This window comes from Streptomyces sp. NPDC079141 (assembly GCF_040686775.1).
In the GTDB taxonomy this organism is placed as follows: Bacteria; Actinomycetota; Actinomycetes; order Streptomycetales; family Streptomycetaceae; genus Streptomyces.
On the sequence record NZ_JBFBLP010000004.1, the window covers coordinates 208,507 to 227,594 of the forward strand.

Annotated in this window: 21 protein-coding genes and 1 tRNA gene; 10 read left to right on the forward strand and 12 right to left on the reverse strand. The window is 69.2% G+C overall.

The window, feature by feature from the left end:
- The first annotated feature begins 19 nt into the window (after window positions 1–19).
- The 3 genes from AB0Q90_RS15070 to pknB all read left to right on the forward strand — a co-directional run bounded on the left by AB0Q90_RS15070 (window position 20) and on the right by pknB (window position 5,122).
- A complete protein-coding gene (locus AB0Q90_RS15070; RefSeq protein WP_363162784.1) occupies window positions 20–1,471 on the forward strand; it encodes an FtsW/RodA/SpoVE family cell cycle protein in 1,452 nt (483 codons plus the stop codon).
- Complete coding sequence (locus AB0Q90_RS15075) at window positions 1,468–2,940, forward strand: penicillin-binding transpeptidase domain-containing protein (RefSeq protein WP_363162785.1); 1,473 nt, start codon at window positions 1,468–1,470, stop codon at window positions 2,938–2,940. Before AB0Q90_RS15070 ends, AB0Q90_RS15075 begins: the two co-directional genes overlap by 4 nt.
- Window positions 2,941–3,109: 169 nt before the next feature.
- The gene (gene pknB, locus AB0Q90_RS15080; protein ID WP_363162786.1) at window positions 3,110–5,122 is read left to right on the forward strand and encodes a Stk1 family PASTA domain-containing Ser/Thr kinase; all 2,013 of its coding nucleotides are present in this window, start codon (window positions 3,110–3,112) and stop codon (window positions 5,120–5,122) included.
- A gap of 61 nt (window positions 5,123–5,183) precedes the next feature.
- On the opposite strand, the gene AB0Q90_RS15085 is transcribed toward pknB, so the two are convergent.
- Genes AB0Q90_RS15085 through AB0Q90_RS15110 form a run of 6 tightly spaced genes read right to left on the reverse strand, consistent with a single transcriptional unit; the run spans window position 5,184 to window position 9,311 of the window.
- Entirely contained in the window at window positions 5,184–5,921 is a 738-nt protein-coding gene (locus AB0Q90_RS15085) for a class E sortase (RefSeq protein ID WP_363162787.1), read from the reverse strand.
- Between the two features lie 13 nt (window positions 5,922–5,934).
- A complete protein-coding gene (locus AB0Q90_RS15090) occupies window positions 5,935–6,981 on the reverse strand; it encodes a class E sortase (protein ID WP_363162788.1) in 1,047 nt (348 codons plus the stop codon).
- Window positions 6,978–7,616 (reverse strand): aminodeoxychorismate/anthranilate synthase component II, encoded by a 639-nt coding sequence (locus tag AB0Q90_RS15095; RefSeq protein WP_363162789.1) that lies wholly within the window; start codon window positions 7,614–7,616, stop codon window positions 6,978–6,980. Before AB0Q90_RS15095 ends, AB0Q90_RS15090 begins: the two co-directional genes overlap by 4 nt.
- A complete protein-coding gene (locus tag AB0Q90_RS15100) occupies window positions 7,616–7,810 on the reverse strand; it encodes a hypothetical protein (RefSeq protein ID WP_363162790.1) in 195 nt (64 codons plus the stop codon). Before AB0Q90_RS15100 ends, AB0Q90_RS15095 begins: the two co-directional genes overlap by 1 nt.
- Window positions 7,811–7,828: 18 nt before the next feature.
- Window positions 7,829–8,515: a class E sortase gene (locus AB0Q90_RS15105; RefSeq protein ID WP_363162791.1), complete on the reverse strand. Its 687-nt coding sequence runs from the start codon at window positions 8,513–8,515 to the stop codon at window positions 7,829–7,831.
- Between the two features lie 16 nt (window positions 8,516–8,531).
- Window positions 8,532–9,311 (reverse strand): DUF881 domain-containing protein, encoded by a 780-nt coding sequence (locus AB0Q90_RS15110; RefSeq protein ID WP_363162792.1) that lies wholly within the window; start codon window positions 9,309–9,311, stop codon window positions 8,532–8,534.
- Between the two features lie 141 nt (window positions 9,312–9,452).
- Between AB0Q90_RS15110 and crgA the strand changes: the two genes are divergently transcribed.
- On the forward strand, window positions 9,453–9,710 hold the full coding sequence (gene crgA, locus AB0Q90_RS15115) for a cell division protein CrgA (RefSeq protein WP_363162793.1): 258 nt from the start codon (window positions 9,453–9,455) through the stop codon (window positions 9,708–9,710).
- Between the two features lie 255 nt (window positions 9,711–9,965).
- Here the strand turns inward: crgA and AB0Q90_RS15120 are convergent, their stop codons facing one another.
- The gene (locus tag AB0Q90_RS15120; protein ID WP_363162794.1) at window positions 9,966–10,853 is read right to left on the reverse strand and encodes a rhomboid family intramembrane serine protease; all 888 of its coding nucleotides are present in this window, start codon (window positions 10,851–10,853) and stop codon (window positions 9,966–9,968) included.
- 111 nt (window positions 10,854–10,964) lie between these two features.
- On the reverse strand, window positions 10,965–11,498 hold the full coding sequence (locus AB0Q90_RS15125; RefSeq protein ID WP_363162795.1) for a peptidylprolyl isomerase: 534 nt from the start codon (window positions 11,496–11,498) through the stop codon (window positions 10,965–10,967).
- Window positions 11,499–11,748: 250 nt separating this feature from the next.
- On the opposite strand from AB0Q90_RS15125, the gene AB0Q90_RS15130 reads away from it, so the two are divergent.
- Window positions 11,749–12,441 (forward strand): DUF5324 family protein, encoded by a 693-nt coding sequence (locus tag AB0Q90_RS15130; RefSeq protein ID WP_363162796.1) that lies wholly within the window; start codon window positions 11,749–11,751, stop codon window positions 12,439–12,441.
- A gap of 137 nt (window positions 12,442–12,578) precedes the next feature.
- Here the strand turns inward: AB0Q90_RS15130 and AB0Q90_RS15135 are convergent.
- A tRNA-Ala gene (locus tag AB0Q90_RS15135) sits at window positions 12,579–12,651 on the reverse strand.
- A gap of 182 nt (window positions 12,652–12,833) precedes the next feature.
- Here AB0Q90_RS15135 and AB0Q90_RS15140 point away from each other — a divergent pair.
- Together AB0Q90_RS15140 and AB0Q90_RS15145 are read left to right on the forward strand one after the other, a co-directional pair.
- Window positions 12,834–13,382, forward strand: coding sequence for a DNA-binding protein (locus tag AB0Q90_RS15140; RefSeq protein ID WP_363162797.1), 549 nt, complete (start codon window positions 12,834–12,836; stop codon window positions 13,380–13,382).
- Between the two features lie 141 nt (window positions 13,383–13,523).
- Window positions 13,524–15,062, forward strand: a complete 1,539-nt coding sequence (locus AB0Q90_RS15145; RefSeq protein ID WP_363162798.1) for a serine/threonine-protein kinase — start codon at window positions 13,524–13,526, stop codon at window positions 15,060–15,062.
- On the opposite strand, the gene AB0Q90_RS15150 is transcribed toward AB0Q90_RS15145, so the two are convergent.
- Complete coding sequence (locus AB0Q90_RS15150; protein ID WP_363162799.1) at window positions 15,026–16,438, reverse strand: hypothetical protein; 1,413 nt, start codon at window positions 16,436–16,438, stop codon at window positions 15,026–15,028. The genes AB0Q90_RS15145 and AB0Q90_RS15150 overlap by 37 nt on opposite strands.
- A 147-nt stretch (window positions 16,439–16,585) precedes the next feature.
- Window positions 16,586–16,714, reverse strand: coding sequence for a DLW-39 family protein (locus tag AB0Q90_RS15155; protein ID WP_003999697.1), 129 nt, complete (start codon window positions 16,712–16,714; stop codon window positions 16,586–16,588).
- Between the two features lie 340 nt (window positions 16,715–17,054).
- Here AB0Q90_RS15155 and AB0Q90_RS15160 point away from each other — a divergent pair, with 340 nt between their 5' ends.
- From AB0Q90_RS15160 to AB0Q90_RS15170, 3 genes are all read left to right on the forward strand, one after another.
- Entirely contained in the window at window positions 17,055–17,408 is a 354-nt protein-coding gene (locus tag AB0Q90_RS15160; protein WP_363162800.1) for a DUF6344 domain-containing protein, read from the forward strand.
- A gap of 124 nt (window positions 17,409–17,532) precedes the next feature.
- Window positions 17,533–18,117 carry a UTRA domain-containing protein gene (locus tag AB0Q90_RS15165; protein ID WP_363162801.1) on the forward strand — a complete coding sequence of 195 codons (585 nt, stop codon included), beginning with the start codon at window positions 17,533–17,535 and terminating at the stop codon, window positions 18,115–18,117.
- 7 nt (window positions 18,118–18,124) lie between these two features.
- Complete coding sequence (locus AB0Q90_RS15170) at window positions 18,125–18,874, forward strand: glycosyltransferase family 2 protein (protein WP_363162802.1); 750 nt, start codon at window positions 18,125–18,127, stop codon at window positions 18,872–18,874.
- On the opposite strand, the gene AB0Q90_RS15175 is transcribed toward AB0Q90_RS15170, so the two are convergent.
- Window positions 18,855–19,049, reverse strand: a complete 195-nt coding sequence (locus AB0Q90_RS15175; RefSeq protein ID WP_363162803.1) for a ferredoxin — start codon at window positions 19,047–19,049, stop codon at window positions 18,855–18,857. The genes AB0Q90_RS15170 and AB0Q90_RS15175 overlap by 20 nt on opposite strands.
- Window positions 19,050–19,088 lie beyond the last annotated feature (39 nt).

The window sequence follows — 19,088 nt, forward strand, 5'->3', positions numbered from 1 at the left end:
TGAGAGGCCCCGTCACACGATGAGCAGTACTTCCAACACGCCGACGCACCACACGTCCACGATCGGCTCCATCGGCACCCCGAGCCGGCGCAACACCGAGCTCGCGCTGCTGGCGTTCGCCGTCGTCATCCCGGTGTTCGCCTACGCCAACGTCGGTCTGGCGCTCAACGACGAGGTGCCGACCGGTCTGCTGAGCTACGGCCTGGGCCTCGGCCTGCTGGCCGGCGTCGGCCATCTCGCCGTACGGAAGTTCGCGCCGTACGCGGACCCGCTGCTGCTGCCGATCGCCACCCTGCTGAACGGGCTCGGTCTGGTGGTCATCTGGCGGCTGGACCAGTCCAAGAGACTCCAGCAGAGCAACACCTACGTCGAGGCGGCACCGCGTCAGCTGCTGTACTCGGCGATGGGCGTGGCCCTGCTGGTGGGCGTGCTGCTGTTCCTCAAGGACCACCGCGTCCTGCAGCGCTACACGTACATCTCCATGGCCGGTGCGCTGTTCCTGCTCGTCCTGCCGCTCGTGCCCGGACTCGGCGCGAACGTCTACGGCGCGAAGATCTGGATCAAGATCCCGGGCCTGGGCACGCTCCAGCCCGGTGAGTTCGCGAAGATCGCCCTCGCGGTCTTCTTCGCCGGCTACCTCATGGTCAAGCGGGACGCCCTGGCCCTGGCCAGCCGCCGCTTCATGGGCCTGTACCTGCCGCGCGGCCGCGACCTCGGTCCGATCCTCGTCGTCTGGGTGATGTCGATCTTCATCCTGATCTTCGAGACCGACCTCGGTACCTCGCTGCTGTTCTTCGGAATGTTCGTCATCATGCTGTACGTCGCCACCGAGCGGACCAGCTGGATCGTCTTCGGTCTGCTGATGTCCGCGGTCGGCGCCGTCGGTGTGGCGAGCTTCGAGCCGCACATCCAGACCCGTGTGCAGGCCTGGCTCGACCCGATGCGCGAGTACACGCTCAGCCGGGAAGGCGTCCAGGACGGCATCGTCCACTCCGAGCAGGCCATGCAGGCCCTGTGGGCGTTCGGTTCCGGCGGCACCCTCGGCACCGGCCTCGGGCAGGGCAACTCCGACCTCATCGGCTTCGCCGCCAACTCCGACTTCATCCTCGCCACCTTCGGTGAGGAGCTGGGCCTGGCGGGCGTCATGGCGATCCTGCTGCTCTACGGGCTGATCATCGAACGCGGTATCCGTACCTCGCTCGCGGCCCGCGACCCGTTCGGCAAGCTGCTGGCCGTCGGCCTGTCCGGCGCCTTCGCCCTCCAGGTCTTCGTGGTGGCCGGCGGTGTCATGGGCCTCATCCCGCTGACCGGTATGACGCTGCCGTTCGTGGCCTACGGCGGTTCGTCCGTCATCGCCAACTGGGCGCTGATCGGCATCCTGCTGCGCATCAGCGACACCGCGCGCCGCCCGGCCCCCGCCCCCGCTCCCAACCCCGACGCCGAGATGACCCAGGTGGTCCGACCGTCATGAACAAGCCCCTGCGCCGGATCGCCATCTTCTGCGGACTCCTGATCCTCGCCCTGCTGGTCCGCAACAACTACCTGCAGTACGTCAAGGCCGACGACCTGGCCGACGACGACGAGAACCGCCGCGTCAACATCGAGCGCTACTCCACCCCGCGCGGCGACATCATCGTCGACGGCAAGGCCATCACAGGCTCGGTCGAGTCCGAGAACGGCGACTACAAGTACAAGCGCACCTGGACCAACGGCCCCATGTGGGCGCCGGTCACCGGCTACTCCTCGCAGGCCTTCGGCGCCAACCAGCTGGAGAAGCTGGAGGACGGCATCCTCACCGGCACCGACGACCGGCTCTTCTTCCGCAACACGCTCGACATGCTCACGGGCAAGGAGAAGGAGGGCGGCAGCGTCGTCACCACCCTCAACGGCGCCGCGCAGAAGGCCGCGTACGAGGGGCTGGGCGACAAGAAGGGCGCCGTCGCCGCGATCGACCCGACCACCGGCAAGATCCTGGCGCTGGTCTCCACGCCGTCGTACGACCCGTCGAAGTTCGCCGGGACCTCCGACAAGGACGCCAAGGCCTGGAACGCCGTCCAGAAGGCGAACAACCCCGACGACCCGATGCTGAACCGGGCGCTGCGCGAGGTCTACCCGCCCGGCTCCACCTTCAAGGTGGTCACCGCGGCCGCGGCGCTGGAGAACGGCGAGGTCTCGGACATCGACGACGCCACCAAGACGCCGGACCCGTACCAGCTGCCGCAGACCACCGGTGACCCGCTCACCAACCAGCACGGCGAGTGCAAGAACGCCACCCTGCGGTACGCGCTCATGGTGTCCTGCAACACCGTCTTCGCGAAGATGGCCGACAACGTCGGCAACGAGAAGATGATCGAGCAGGCCGAGAAGTTCGGCTTCAACAACGCCGAGCTGGACACCCCGGTCCGCGCCGCGGAGAGCATCTACCCCGAGGACAACGCGCCGCAGAACGCCATGGACGGCATCGGCCAGGCCTCCAACCGGGCCACCCCGCTGCAGATGGCCATGGTCGCCGCGGCCGTCGCCAACGACGGCAAGCTGATGAAGCCGTACATGGTCGACCAGCTCAAGGCCCCGAACCTCGACACCATCGCGACCAACGAGCCCGAGGAGCTGTCCCAGGCCGTCTCCGCCGAGACCGCGCAGAAGCTCCAGGAAATGATGGAGACGGTGGTCAACGACCCGCAGGGCACCGGCTCCAGCGCGAAGATCGACGGGGCCACGGTCGGCGGCAAGACCGGTACCGCCCAGCACGGCCTCAACAACAGCGAGAAGCCGTACGCCTGGTTCATCTCCTACGCCAAGGTCGGCGACGGCTCCCCGGTGGCCGTGGCCGTGGTCGTCGAGGACGGCGCCGCCAACCGTGACGACATCACCGGTGGCGGTCTCGCCGGCCCGATCGCAAGGGACGTGATGAAGGCAGTCATCGACAGCACGAAGTGACCCCGCTCACGCCACCTTCACATCGGTGCACGTTGCGATACCGGTCCTGTATCGGGTGACGGGCTTGGCCAGGTCACACAAAGCGAGCCGGGTACGGTAGGCCCGGACGGCAGCCTCCGACCGTACAAGCATGCCGGTCGGGACCGACGGAGAGGGCTGGTAGGTAGCTATGGAAGAGCCGCGTCGCCTCGGCGGCCGGTACGAACTGGGCCAGGTGCTCGGGCGTGGTGGCATGGCGGAGGTCTACCTCGCGCATGACACACGCCTCGGCCGCACCGTGGCGGTGAAGACGCTGCGCGCGGACCTCGCGCGCGACCCGTCCTTCCAGGCCCGGTTCCGCCGGGAGGCCCAGTCGGCCGCCTCGCTCAACCATCCCGCGATCGTGGCGGTCTACGACACGGGCGAGGACTACATCGACAACGTGTCGATCCCGTACATCGTCATGGAGTACGTGGACGGCTCGACACTCCGTGAGCTGCTGCACTCCGGCCGCAAGCTGCTGCCGGAGCGCGCCATGGAGATGACGATCGGCATCCTCCAGGCCCTGGAGTACTCGCACCGCAACCAGATCGTCCACCGCGACATCAAGCCGGCCAACGTCATGCTGACGCGCAACGGCCAGGTCAAGGTCATGGACTTCGGCATCGCCCGCGCGATGGGCGACTCCGGCATGACGATGACGCAGACGTCGGCGGTCATCGGCACGGCCCAGTACCTGTCGCCGGAGCAGGCCAAGGGCGAGCAGGTGGACGCGCGGTCCGACCTGTACTCGACCGGCTGCCTGCTGTACGAGCTGCTGACGGTACGGCCGCCGTTCGTCGGCGACTCCCCGGTCGCGGTCGCGTACCAGCACGTACGCGAGGAGGCGCAGCCCCCGTCGGTCTTCGACCCCGAGATCACGCCCGAGATGGACGCCATCGTCCTCAAGGCCCTGGTCAAGGACCCGAACTACCGCTACCAGTCGGCCGACGAGATGCGCGCCGACATCGAGGCCTGCCTCGACGGCCAGCCGGTCGCGGCCACCGCCGCGATGGGCTCCGTCGGCTACGGCGGCTACCCCGACGACCAGCCGACGACGGCCCTGCGGTCCACCGACGCCGGCGCCACGTCGATGCTGCCGCCCATGAACCCGGACGACGGCGGTTACGGCTACGACGACCGCCCCGACCGCCGCCGTCAGAAGAAGTCGAACACCTCGACGATCCTGCTGGTCGTGGCCGCAGTGCTGGTCCTGGTCGGCGCGATCCTGATCGGCAAGTGGATCTTCGGCGGGGGTGGCGTCGCCAACGACAAGACGGATGCGCCTGCCCTCGTGGGCCTCACCCTGACCGAAGCCCGGAAGCTGACCGACAACGCCGAACTGAAACTGGAGTCCACGGAGAAGCCCTGCGAGAACCAGACAAAGGGCAAGATCTGCTCGCAGGACCCGGAGCCGAACACGAAGGTCGAGAAGGAGTCCACCATCACCGTGGTGGTCTCGACCGGCGCGCCGAAGGTCGCGGTGCCGAGTGTGCTCGGCGACGACTTCGAGGACGCCAAGGCCGAGCTTGAGGGCGACAAGTACGAGTTCGTCGTCAAGAAGCAGGAGAAGGTGTCGACGGAGACGGAAGGCACCGTCCTGTCGCAGGATCCCGAACTCGGCGAGGAGGTCGAGAAGGGCTCCACCATCACCCTGACCGTCGCCAAGGCGCAGGAGCAGGTCACGATGCCCGATGTCGTGGGCAAGACCTGTGACGAGGCCAAGACCCAGATCGGCAGCGATCTGACCGTCGAGTGCACCGAGGTGGACAACACCGACCCGAACCTGGTCGGCAAGGTCATCTCGTCCACGCCGCAGCCGGGCCAGTCGGTCGACAAGGGCTCGACGGTGACCCTGAACATCGGCAAGCAGGTCGAGCAGGACAAGGTGCAGGTGCCGGACGTCCGCAACCAGACGGTGGCAGTGGCCAGGCAGATCCTGAACGCCCAGGGGTTCACCAACATCCAGTTCGCCAGCGGCAGCGACACCAGCGACACCGCCCTCGTCCAGGACCAGGACCCGAAGGGCGGCAAGGAGGTCGACGACCCCGCCGGTACGCAGATCACCCTCACCACGGTGAGCTTCGGCAACGGCAACAACGGCGGCGATGACGGCGGCATCTTCGGCGGCGTGAACGGAGCCGCGCTCCGCACGGAGGACTGAGTCCCCTACGCAATGCGGAAGTCCCGGAACCTTCGAGGTTCCGGGACTTCCGCTATTCCGGCTAGCGCAGTTCCTTCGGCGGCGTCCGCTGCTCGTCCACCTTCTCCACCCGCTCCAGCTCGCCCCACACGATGTAGCGGTAGCGGGAGGTGTACACCGGGGTGCAGGTCGTCAGGGTGATGTAGCGGCCCGCCTTGGTCTTCCCCGACTCCTTGGGGACCGCGCCGAGGACCTTGACGTTGTACTTCGAGGTCTCCGGGAGGGAGGCGTAGACCTTGTAGACGTACCACTTGTCCTTCGTCTCGAAGACGATCGGGTCGCCCTTCTCCAGCTTGTCGATGTTGTGGAACTTCGCGCCGTGGCCGTCGCGGTGGGCGGCGAGGGTGAAGTTGCCCTTCTTGCCGGAGGTGGGCAGGGTCGCCTTGACCGGGTCGGTGTAGTAGCCGGCGACGCCGTCGTTGAGGATCTCCGACGTCGTGCCCTTCTCCACGAGGATCTCGTCGCCGCTCATCGCGGGGACGTGCAGGAAGCCGACGCCGTTCTTGGAGTCGTAGGCGGCCGGGCCGCCGCCGTCCTCCTGGGCCCAGCTGTCGCGGACCTTGTCGCCCTGCTGGTCCGCCTTGCGGTCCGCGATGACGTTCGTCCACCAGAGGGAGTACACGACGAACAGGCCCAGTACCAGGCCTGCCGTGATGAGGAGTTCACCGAAGACGCTGATCGCCGCCGCGATCCGGCCGGTGCCCCGGCGGCGCGGGGCCGGAGGGTCGATCAGCTCTTGCTGCTCGGTGGTCGCTGCCACTGTTCATCTGCCCTTACTGGACGAGCGCATCCGGCTTGCCCTTGCTGCGCGGCCGTTCCTCGACCATCTTGCCCCACACGATCATCCGGTACTTGCTGGTGAACTCCGGCGTGCACGTGGTGAGGGTGATGTACCGGCCCGGACCGGTGAAGCCCGAGTCCTTCGGAACGGGGTCCAGCACGCTCACATTGCTCGGTGACGTCACCGGCAGGATCGACGCCATCTTGTAGACGTAGTACTCGTCCTGCGTCTCCACGACGATCGGGTCGCCCGGCTGGAGCTTGTTGATGTACCGGAACGGCTCGCCGTGCGTGTTGCGGTGGCCGGCGAGACCGAAGTTGCCCGTCTTGGCGTCCGGCATCGCCGTCTTCAGCTCGCCCTCGCCGTAGTGGCCGACCATGCCCCGGTCGAGCACCTTCTTGTTGCTGATGCCCTCGGCGATCGGGACGACGACGTCGAGCTCGGGGATGTGCAGGATGGCGAAGCCCTGGCCCGGCTCGAAGGTCCCGGGGCTGCGCTCGCCGCTCTCCCACTCCTCCTGGAGGTTGTTCTTCTCCTTGTTCGCCTGCGCGTGCGCGCGGACGTTGGTCCACCACAGCTGGTAGCTCACGAAGAGCAGCATCAGCACGCCGGTGGTGATGAACACCTCGCCGATCGCCCGGCTGGCGACCACGCCCGGACTCGGCTTGCGGGCCCGCGCCTGCCGCCGGGCCTCCACCCGGGACAGCGGCCTGCCGTCCGGCTGCGGGGACTTGGCCGGCTCCGGCGCGCCTCCATGACGCCCGCCGCGCCGCTTGGCGGCCTTTCTGCGGGCCGCACGGCCGCCGGGGGCGGGGGAGGCCGCCGGGGACGCCGACGAGGCCGCAGAGGCGGATATGGACCCGTCCGGTATCCGCAGCGCCACCGTCTCGTCGTCGGCGGGCGGTATCCACGGCTCACCGGCCCCCGCGTCACCCTCGTACGACGCGCTGTCGTGCCACTCCCCGAGCGCACCGGAGTCCTCGTACGGCTGCTCCCCGTACGAGGCACCGGACTCGCGCTCGGGGCGCAGCTGGGTCACGCCGAGGCCCTGCCCACCACCGGGGCGAGCCCCGCCGACCTCGCCACGGCACCCTGGTCGCCGCACTCCACCAGCCAGTTCGCCAGCATCCGGTGGCCGTGCTCGGTCAGCACCGACTCCGGATGGAACTGCACGCCCTCGACCGGGAGTTCACGGTGGCGCAGGCCCATGACGATGCCGTCGTGCGTGCGCGCGGTCACTTCCAGCTCGGCCGGGACGGTCTTGGGCTCGGCGGCCAGCGAGTGGTAGCGGGTGGCCGTGAACGGGGAGGGCAGGCCAGCGAAGACGCCCTTGCCCCCGTGCTCGACGAGCGAGGTCTTGCCGTGCAGCAGCTCCGGCGCCCGGTCCACGACACCGCCGTACGCCACCTGCATCGACTGCATGCCCAGGCAGACGCCGAAGACGGGGACACCGGTGGCGGCGCAGTGGCGCACCATCTCGATGCAGACCCCGGCCTCCTCGGGCTTGCCCGGGCCCGGCGACAGCAGGACGCCGTCGAAGCCGTCCTGGGCGTGCGCCGTCGACACCTCGTCGTTGCGCAGCACCTCGCACTCGGCGCCCAGCTGGTACAGGTACTGGACCAGGTTGAAGACGAAGCTGTCGTAGTTGTCGACGACCAGAATGCGTGCGCTCACTAGTCTTCCACCGTCACATCGCCGAAGGGGAGGATGGGCTCGGCCCAGGGAAACACGTACTGGAAAAGGACGTAGACGACGGCCACGACCAACATCAGTGAGAGCAGGGCCTTCACCCACGCGTTTCCCGGCAGATGCCGCCAGATCCAGCCGTACATGCCGTCCCTTCCGTAGCGCCACGGCACCAGACTCACGCCGTACCGCCCACCAGACTAACGGCGCAGGGCCGCAGGTTTCCCGGCCTCCACAGGCTGTGTGGCATCCAGATGCGCCCACACGATCAGCCGGTGGCTGTGCCCCCACTCCGGATCGCATGTGGTGAGCGTCAGATAGCGGCCCTCACGCGTGTATCCCGACTTCCGCGGCACAGGATCGACCACCGCGACATCACTGGGCACGGTCTTGTAGGGACCTTTGTCGATCCGGTACGTGAACCAGGTCGTGCCGTCCGTCAGCACCACCGCGTCCCCGGGACGCAGCTCGGGGAAGTCCTTGAACGGATCGCCGTAGGTGCGCCGGTGCCCCGCGACGGAGAAATTGCCCTTCTCCCCGAGCTGCGCGGTCCGCGCGTAGTGCCCGAGGCCCTTCTTCAGGGTGCCGGCGGCCGTGCCTTCGAGCACCGGCTTGTTCCACGTGAAACCAAGACGCGGGATGTACATGATCGCGAAGGGCTTGCCGCTCCTGTACGCCGCCGGCTCCGGGGGGCTGGTGGCGGCGGCACCGCTCGGGGTGGGCCGCACGCTGCCCTGCGCCCACTGCTCTTCGAGCTGGTCGATCTGGTCGTCCATGACGTTCTCGGCCTTCACGCCGGTCCAGAACAGCACATAGACGACAAAGAGAACGATCACGGCGCCGACGGTGATGCACAGCTCGCTGACGGTCCTGACGACTACGCGCACCGGCAGCTCCTGGGTCTCACTCCACGGGCTGGGCGTACTGCAGATCCACTGTGCCCGAGTAACCGGGAAGAGTCACCGTCCCGTCCTCGGTGACTTTCCAGCCGAGGCCGTAGACATTCACGTAGACCATGTAGTTCTGGATCGCCGGACTCGCCGCGAGCGCCTTCTGGAGCTTGTCCGGGTCGCCGACGGCCGTGATCTTGTACGGCGGCGAGTAGACGCGGCCCTGGAGGATCAGGGTGTTGCCCACGCAGCGCACCGCGCTCGTGGAGATCAGCCGCTGGTCCATCACCTTGATGCCCTTCGCCCCGCCCTGCCACAGCGCGTTCACCACGGCCTGGAGGTCCTGCTGGTGGATCACCAGGTAGTCGGGCTGCGGCTCGGGGTAGCCGGGCAGCTTCGCGGTGGCGTCCGGCGGAGCGTCGTTCAGCGTGACCGTGAGCGCGTCACCGGTCAGCTTCTGGGTCCCCGCGTTCTTCTCCAGGGCCGCGAGTTTCTCGTCCTCGGCCTTGGTGCTGCCGTCGTCGCGCTCGGCCAGCGACTCGACGTCGTCCCGCAGGGCCGCGTTGGACTCGTCCAGTTCGCCGTTCTTCAGGCTGCGCTCGTGGATGAGGTCCGACAGCTTCAGCAAGGAGTCGTCCGTGCGGATATTGGTGCCCTTGGCCGTGTTGAAACTCGTGAAGAAAATGAGCCCCGCGAGAGCGAAGACACCCACGGTGAGCACCCGCACGGGCGGGAAGCGGCGCCCGCGGGCAGGACTGGATCCCGGCCGGGGGGAGTCGGCAGAATTGCTCAACGTACCCTTATCTCCTTCAGCGCCACGGAAGCACTACGCTAACGGACGCCCGGGGGAGCGCTCAGTGTCCCCTTGTACGCTGCCCCGAGCCAGCCACAGTTCCCTGCGCGGCCACGCAGCGCATCGACAGGAGAGACCCTCGTGCCGAAGTCACGTATCCGCAAGAAGGCCGACTACACGCCGCCGCCGTCGTCGAAGCAGGCGACCGCCATCAAGCTGACCAACCGCGGCTGGGTCGCACCGGTCATGCTGGCCATGTTCGTCATCGGGCTGGCCTGGATCGTCGTGTTCTACGTGACCGACGGCTCGCTTCCCATTGACGCGCTCGGCAACTGGAACATCGTGGTGGGCTTCGGCTTCATCGCCGCCGGATTCGGCGTCTCCACTCAGTGGAAGTGACGGCCACGGGGCGGTGAACATACCTCTGCCCAGGGCTATCCACTGAGTTATCCACAGCCTTTTTCCACATGGGGAAAAGAAAGACGATCTGTGGATAACCCATCGGGTGTTGACGCCGGTGTGACGGAAGTACCGGCAATCGAAAACACGTTCGCCCCCTGCCTGACCTGCGAGAACATAGGTCAGTGACAGGGGGCACACCTGTTCCCGCACAGTGTGCACAAGATCCGCCACCGGCTGTGGACAACAGGCCGCTCAGGTGAGCTGCGCCGTCCTCAACAGGGTGAGGCCGACGATCACGGCCAGCACCAGGGCACAGGTGCCGTACTGGACGAGCGCGCGCCGCTCACGCGGGGCGTGGACCATGCCGTAGCCGATCACCACGCCTGCCACCAGGCCGCCGATGTGGGCCTGCCAGGAGATGCCGCTCCAGCTGAAGGTGAAGATCAGGTTGATCACCAGCAGGGCGATGATCGGGCGCATGTCGTAGTTGAGGCGGCGCATCAGGACGGCGGTGGCGCCGAAGAGGCCGAAGATGGCGCCGGAGGCGCCGAGGGTGGCGGTGTTCGGTTCGGCCAGCAAGTAGGCGAGGGCGCTGCCCGCCAGGCCGGACACGAAGAAGAGCGCGAGATAGCGGGCGCGGCCGAGGGCGGCTTCCAGGGGGCCGCCGAGCCACCAGAGGCTGAGCATGTTGAACAGCAGGTGGATGACGCTGCCGTGCAGGAACATCGACGTCAGCAGCCGGTACGACTGGCCTTCGGCGACGCCCTCGACATCCCCGAAGAGGGGGACGTAGGCGTGTCCGATGAGGTCGAAGCTGTCCGTGAAGCGGTCGCCGACGGCCATCTGGACCAAGTAGGCCGCGAGGCAGACGCCGATGAGGATCTTGGTGACCAGGTGCGGGTCCGCCGTGAGGTTGCCGCCCGCCACCGTGCGGGGGCGGGAGGCGTCGGGCGCGTGTCCCGTGCCGGAGCCGTTGCGGACGCAGTCGGGGCACTGGAAGCCGACGGAGGCGCTGACCATGCACTCGGGGCAGATCGGGCGCTCGCAGCGGGTACAGCGGATGCCGGTCTCGCGGTCCGGGTGGCGGTAGCAGCCGGGCAGGCCCTGGGCCTGGTGCGAGCTGTCTGGCGCCTGGTCCATGAGATCCCCTAAGTCGTCGTCCTGCATGCACCCGCCCCGCTCATCCTTACGGTTGGGCGGGGCGTTTGGTTCCCTTCGGCGCCGCCCGGGGTCCGGTCGGCGGGCGGGGTGTCAGCGCTCGCGGGTCTCGACGACGATCGACTCGATGACGACGTCCTTGACCGGGCGGTTGGTGTGCGGGTTGGTCGGCAGGGCCGCGATGGCGTCGACGACCTTCTGGCCCGCCGGGCCGGCGACCTCGCCGAAGATCGTGTGCTTGCGGTTCAGGTGCACGGCCGGGGCGACGGTGATGAAGAACTGCGAGCCGTTGGTGCCCGGGCCGGCGTTCGCCATGGCCAGCAGGTACGGCTTGTCGAAGCGCAGGTCGGGGTGGAACTCGTCCGCGAATTCGTAGCCGGGGCCGCCGATGCCGGTGCCCAGCGGGTCGCCGCCCTGGATCATGAAGCCGCCGAGGACGCGGTGGAAGATCGTGCCGTCGTAGAGCGGCTTGGCGGACCTCTCGCCGGTCACCGGGTTGGTCCACTCACGCTCGCCCTTGGCGAGTTCGACGAAGTTACGGACTGTCTTGGGCGCGTGGTTCGGCAGAAGCCGGAGTTCGATGTCGCCGTGGTTGGTCTTGAGGGTGGCGTAGAGCTGCTCGGCCACGGTCTGCCTTCCGTTGTCTTCATGTCTTGTGGTGACCCCTCGATCCTTGCAGAAATCCGGTCGAGTGGACCCGGGCCGGGGGCGCGGAGCGGCGATCCGTGGCATTGTCGACGACAAGGTCCTGTTGCCCCGTATTCATCTGTGTGTGACCCGGATGCCCGCCCTCACATGCTCTTGCGTTCATTCGAAGGCATGATCCGTAAAAGGGTGGAAAGTCGAAATACCGTACGCCACCGAGGAGGAGGATCCCGTGACCCGCATCGACAGCGTGCGCGCCGCGACCGGCTCGGCGAAGGACAGCGTGCTGCACGCCGCGGAAGTGGTGGCGCCCTACGCCGACACGGCCAAGGACAGGGCTGCGCACTACGCGCACGAAGCACGCGTGCGCATCGCGCCGAAGGTGACGCTGGCCGCTGAGCAGGCCCGCGTGCAGTACGGCGCCCATGTCGCGCCACGTCTGGAGCAGGCCCGTACCCATGTGCCGCCGAAGATCGATCATGCCGCCCATGAGGCTGCCGTCCGTACCCGTGAGGCTGCCCGGCAGGCGGCCGACTACTCGATGCCGAAGCTGGAACAGGCCGTGGCAGCGGCGGGGCCCGTCAGGGACGAGGCCACCGCACGCAGTATCGCCGCGCTGGCCGCGCTGCGCGGACAGGTAACGCCCGAGGAGATCCGGAAGCTGGCCCGTCAGCACGAGCGGCGGGCACGCGCCGGCCGGCTCGCGAAGGGGTTGGCGCTGCTGGGCATCCTCGCGGGCGGTGCCTTCCTCGCCTGGAAGTGGTGGGACAAGCAGGCCAACCCGGACTGGCTGGTCGAGCCGCCCGCCGCCACGGAGGTACCCGAGGCGAGCCATCTGACCTCGGTGGACGGTTCCGTCCTCGACCCTGAGGTCCAGGCCAAGCAGGCCGAGGAGGAGGCCGCGGACCGCGACGAGCGCCGCTGAACCGAACCCAGCTGATCCGACGCAGTCCGGCGGGCGTTTCACGTGAAACGCCCGCCGGACTGCGTCGTCGAATGCCCGGGCGCACCAAAAATGCCCCCTGAAACCACGTTTCCGCAGTTCAGAGGGCATTTCACAGGTGGAGCCTAGGGGAGTCGAACCCCTGACATCTGCCATGCAAAGACAGCGCTCTACCAACTGAGCTAAGGCCCCGTGAAAGGGACGTCCGACCGGAAGAACCACACAACCGGTGGGCGTCGCGAACCAGAGTACCGGGTCACCCCCTGTATCTCGCAAAAAGATTGGGGGTCCCGATGGCCGACCACTCTCCGTAAGATGCTCCGCGTGGTTCGCGACAGCGAACCGCGGTTCTGGGGAAGCGATGGGGAGACGCAATGGACGCCGCACAGCAGGAAGCCACCGCAAGAGCGCGGGAACTGCAGCGGAACTGGTACGGGGAGCCGCTGGGGGCGCTCTTCCGTAAGCTCATAGACGATCTTGGTCTCAACCAGGCACGTCTCGCGGGGGTACTGGGACTGTCCGCACCGATGCTGTCACAGCTGATGAGCGGCCAGCGGGCGAAGATCGGCAACCCGGCCGTGGTCCAGCGCGTACAGCTGCTGCAGGACCTGGCGGGGCAGGTGGCCGACGGCAGCGTGAGCGCGGCCGAGGCCACCGAGCGCATGGAGGAGATCAAGAAGTCGCAGGGGGGCTCGGTGCTCAGCAACACCACGCAGTCGACGAGCAGCTCGGGGGCGCCCACCGTCAAGCGCGTGGTCCGTGAGATCCAGTCGCTGCTGCGCTCGGTCGCCGCCGCCGGGGACATCATCGATGCCGCGGACACCCTCGCCCCGAGCCACCCGGAGCTGGCAGAGTTCCTCCGGGTGTACGGCGCCGGCCGCACGTCCGACGCTGTCGCGCACTACCAGTCCCACCAGAGCTGACCCCCGCGTCCGGCCGCCGGAGGGGGTTCGCCGGCCGGACGCACCGCCGAGAAGGCACGAGGGGGCACAAGGGGGAGTCGTATCGCTCGTCGAGGGGGAAGCAAGGGGGGGTAAGCGGAGGGGGAGGAGCGACGCACAGCCATGGGTGAGGTCTTCGCCGGGCGGTACGAACTGGTCGACCCGATCGGACGCGGAGGAGTGGGCGCCGTCTGGCGCGCCTTCGACCACCGCCGCCGCCGTTACGTGGCCGCCAAGGTGCTCCAGCAGAGCGACGCGCACTCCCTGCTGCGCTTCGTGCGCGAACAGGCCCTCCGTATCGACCACCCCCATGTGCTCGCCCCCGCCAGCTGGGCCGCCGACGACGACAAGGTCCTGTTCACGATGGACCTGGTCGCCGGCGGCTCGCTGGTCCACCTGGTCGGGGACTACGGCCCCCTGCCGCCCGCCTTCGTCTGCACCCTGCTCGACCAGCTCCTCGCGGGCCTGGCCGCCGTGCACGCGGAAGGCGTCGTGCACCGCGACATCAAGCCCGCCAACGTGCTGCTGGAGGCCACCGGCACGGGGCGGCCGCGGCTGCGGCTGTCCGACTTCGGCATCGCGATGCGGCTGGGCGAACCGCGGCTGACCGAGACCAACCTCGTGGTGGGTACCCCTGGTTACCTCGCTCCCGAGCAACTGCTGGGCGCGGAGCCGGACTTCCCCGCCGACCTGTTCGCCGTGGGCCTGGTCGCGCTGTATCTGCTGGAGGGCGCCAAGCCTGATGCCAAGGCTCTCGTCCAGTACTTCGCGGCGCACGGGACGCCGAGCGCGCCCCAGGGGATTCCCGAGCCGCTGTGGCAGGTTGTGGCGACCCTGCTCCAGCCGGATCCGCAGGCGCGGTTCCGCACGGCCACGGGGGCGCGCAAGGCGCTCGCCTCGGCCGTAGAGCTGCTGCCGGAGCCCGGGCCCGACGACGAGCTGATCGAGATCTTCGACCAACTCGGCCCGCTCCCGAAGGGGTTCGCGCCCGAGGGCCCCCTCAAGCAGGCGCCGGGCGTGGAGACCGGTACCGGGACGGCTCGTTCGCAGACCGGGACGGGCGCTGCGCCTACGGGTTCCGGGGCTACGGGCTCCGTGCCCACGGGCTCCACATCGACGGGCCGCCATGCCTCCGCCGTACCGTCCGACCCCCGGCAAGGCGTGCCCGGCCCGCGGCCGGCGCCCGATGCCTCCCAGCCACAGCAGCCGTCCCAGCAGCCGCACCAGCAGCCGTCCCCCATGTCGGACACCGGCAGCTTCCACCTGCCGCCGCCCGTACGGCCTCAGCCACAGCCACAACCACCCCTGCAGCCGCCCCAGCCACAGCCACAGACCCCCCACCAGCCCACCCATGTTCTGTCCTCCCCCCGGCCGTACACCCCGCAGTACCCCACGCACCAACCCGTCGATGCCTCTACTGCTTCGTACACCGCTCAGGACCCGCAGGTTCCACCTTCCGCGCAGCCAATTTCCGAGCCGCAGACCCTGCCCCGGCCCCAGCCCCGCCCCGGACCCCACGCCGCACCCCACCCCGGCCCCCGAGCCGCCCGCCGCCGCGCCGCGCGCCGCCGCCCAGGGCCGCCCGCGAAGGTGGCGATACCGCTGCTGCTGCTCGCGCTGATCTGCTACGCCACGGGTTTCTGGGCACTGGCCCAGATCTGAGAACGCGCCCTCCGGCGCCCCACGACCGTCCACACCCCGAGCACGGCCAGTACCACCGTGCCGCCGCCGATCCCGCTCACCGCGATCACGGTCATGACGGTGTCGTCCCCCGCACCGCCGCCCCCGCCACTCGGCGTCAGGCCCCCCGGCACCGCGCCCCCCGGCTCCCCCACGACCGGTGCGAAAACGTCCTGCGGCTCGAACTGCCCGTCGTACCCCGGCCCGCTCCGCGCCGTCCCCGTCAGCCGCACGCGCAGCGTCACCGCGAACGGCCCGTCCCCGAACCGCTCGGCCACCCGGGCGGCGACATGCACCACGAGGTAGTAGGAGCCGGCGAACCGCATGCCGCTCACGCGGTCGGTGCCTGCGTACCGGTTCTCGTGGGCGACCGGGGGCAGCGGTTCGAGCGTGGCGGAGGCCTGGCCGCCGTCGTAGTTGAGGCTCTCCTCGTCGAGGGGAGCGCGCACGGGGTTGTGGAGCGACAGCTCCAGCGCGCCGACGGCCACGCGGGAGCCCTCGGCCGAACCGGCCAGCTCGGCCGAGGCGTACACCTGCCGTCCCCAGCCGACCGGCACCTTGTAGAAGACGGTCTGTCCGGGCTCGACGTCGGAGCGCCAGGCGCCCTGCCCCACCGAGACCGCGGAGGCGAATCCCGCTCCGCCGGCCCGGCGTTCGGGCTCGCCGGTGACCGGCTCGGGCGAGGCGGAGTTCCAGCTCTCGGGGGCGGTCGTGGCGTCGGCCCGCTCCAGGGGCGGCTCCGAGAACGCGGCGAGCTCCAGGTCCCAGGCGACGTCGCCGGGAGCCGTCGTACCGACGCGCTCGACGATCACGTAGTACAGGCCTGCGCCCGCGCAGCGCGTGCGGGTGGGGGAGATCTCCCGCACGGCCACGGCCGTGATCGGGTGCGGGCTGCTGCTGCCGCCGGCGAAGTTCTCCGTCTCGAAGGAGCAGGAGCGGCCGTCGGCGTCCTGCACCGAGATGCGGACCCCGTCGGAGGCGGAGACCGTGGCGTCCGACGGGGGAACGGCGGTGGCGGAGACGTAGGCGTTCGACGTGGCGTCGAGTTCGATGCGGTAGTAGGCGTCGCCGCTGACGGGCAGCGAGCTCTTGTACGCCCGTCCGGGCTCCAGAGGCTCGGCGTCCGCGGTGCTCGCCGCGCCCGTGACGGAACGGGCGTCCGGAGCGAAGGCATACGGGCTCGGGGCGTCCGCCGCAACCGCGGGCCGGCCGGGCAGGGCGACCACCGTGCCGCACAGCACCGCCGCCACGACGACCGCGCGCGGCCCGCCGAACCGGCACACCGCCCGCCACCACGCCGTACGCCGCCCCATCACGCGCCACCCCTTGTCGTCGCCGGACCCTGGGACGTGCCCCATCCTGCCCACCCCGGCCGCACGGCACCCGCACAATCCGTACGAGCGTCCGAAACGCCCCGATGCAACTCCCCGATGCGCAGCGGCCCGGCAACACAAAACCCCGACCGCTACAACGGCCGGGGTCTGTTCAGATTCGGTTGTCGATACTCACGAACCCGTGGGCACGGAGTCAGTCGCCTCCGTCCACAGATCCTGCTCGGCGCGATCCGCCTGGATCTGGCGGTACACGAGGAGCCCGCCGATGGCGGCCAGTGCGACCAGGAGAAGCTTCTTCACCGCGCGACCTCGTCTTTCGTTGACGTAGGGGACCTCTGGCGCCCGACTATACACACCGACCGATATCGATCGGTGACCTGCGTCGACGCTCAACTCCCGCCCGGAACACCGCAGTAGGACCGGACGCCTGCGCTCCGATCGGAGGGTGATCACACCCCTACGGAACGTCACCTTTCGCCCCTCTTCCTCCCTTCTTCCGCACGTTTCGGGCCTCTTGCACCCATCCGAGTGGTGTTCATCTGAAGATCGACGCGCCACGGGCGTCGGTCCACCACTTCGCAGCCTCCATACACATCATGAGGAAAGTACGCAAATCGCCCAAACCCGAAAGTGAGGGGCCATGGCCCGGAACAAGGTCATGAAGCTGTGGACCGCCGTCGTCACCGCCTTCCTGGCGCTCTGCACGACGCTCGGACTCGTCACGACGGCCACCGCCGCGGCCGTACCGCAGACCGAGACCACCCGCAACAGCGACAGCAGCACCGCCGCGCACATCGCGGTGCCGGCGATGTCCCACTGGGTCTGGGCCCATGCCAGGTCACTGCCTCCCACGATGAAGCAGCGCATCAGCGCCGAGGCCCACGGCAAGTCCCCCAGCTGCCGCCACCGCTCCGTCGAGGACACCGAAGCGGAGCAGGCCGCGGACGCGGAGGCCCAGGCGTGCGACGCCGCCGAGCTCCCGGCCCACCGGTGAGCGCCCCCGCGGCTCTTCCTCCCCGTCCGTCACGGCGAACTGTGCGCACAGCACCGGCCCGCCCCGGACCCGATCACTCGAATGAGTGGCCGAGCCCGTTGTACCGCAGCCGTAGCCTGGACACATGCCTCGCACGCCCGCGGTCCGCGACAACCGGCGCCACCAGTGGGAGAAGAACCGGGCACGCCGGCCGCAGTCCGAGCGATGCAGCACGGGATCTACCGAGCACGACACCGGCCTGAACTCCCGGGACCTGGTCTTCCACGCCGAGTACGACGTGGTCGCGGCCCCCGAAGAGCTCGCCGCCGCGTTCGGTCTCCCCGAAGGCACCCCTCTGCTCAGACGCCGCTACCGGACGCGCCACGCGACCGAGAGCGCCCCGTTCAGCCTCGTCACCTCCTACCTCCCGCGCGACCTGGTCGCGCCGAACCCCGACCTCCTGGACGCGGGCAACGAGCCCTGGCCCGGAGGCACACAGCACCAGTTGAGCACCCTGGGCATCGAGGTGGACCGCGTCGAGGAACGCGTCACCGCCCGCCCGCCCACGCCCCAGGAGGCAAGCGAACTCCAGCTGCCGGCCGGGGTACCGGTGATCCTGCTGCACAAGACTTCGTACGACATCCACGACCGTGTCGTGGACGTTTCCCATGTCACGCTGCCCGGCGACCGCACGGAACTGCTGTTCACCACGCACCTGGAAAGGTGGTGAGTGCGCGGTGAGCCGGCGCATCATCATCGTCACCGCTGTCCACGGCCCCTCGGCCCCCTTTCTGCCCGAGGCCCACAAGTCGCTGTGCGCGCAGGAGCTGCCCGCGGGCTGGGAGTGGCACTGGGTCGTCCAGGAGGACGGGACGAGCGACGACGTCTCCCCGTACGTCCCCGAGGACGCCCGCATCACCTTCCGGCAGGGCCGGCCCGGCGGACCCGGCGTCGCCCGCACCATCGCGCTTGCGCACGCCGACGGCGAGTACGTGAAGGTCCTGGACGCCGACGACCTGCTCACGCCGGGCGCGCTGGCCCGCGATCTGGCCGCCCTCGAAGGCGACCCCGGGCTCGGCTGGGCGACCTCCCGCGTCCTGGACCTGCTGCCGGACGGCTCCACGGTCGGCTTCCCCGGCGATCCCGACGAGGGCCCGATCGAGCCCGGCACCGTCCTCGACTTCTGGACGGTGAACGACTTCCGCGCCCCGGTCCACCCGGCCTCCCTCTTCGTCCGCCGGGATCTCCTGCTCGCCCTCGGCGGGTGGATGGCCCTGCCGGCGTCCGAGGACACCGGACTGCTCCTCGCCCTGAACGCCGTGAGCCGCGGCTGGTTCTCGGCGGAGGTGGGGCTGCTGTACCGCAAGTGGGAGGGGCAGGCCACGGGTCAGGCCTCGCACGTCGATCCCGCCGAGCGCGGGGCGCGGATGGCCGTGGCGGAGGCCAGGGCGCGGTCGCTGGCCTCCCTCAGCTGGCGTTTCGGATGAGGATGGCCTGGGAGGGGCACTTCTCGGCGGCTTCCCGCACCTCCGGGTCGTCGCCGGTGTCCTCACGGCCGGCCACGACGGCACCGAATCCGTCCTCCACGGTGAAGACGGACGGAACGCGGTAGACGCATTCACCGGATCCGTAACACAGCTCGGAGTCAACGGAGACCTTCATAACCACTCCAGGGGGCAAGCGGGCACCTTCAGGAGGTGA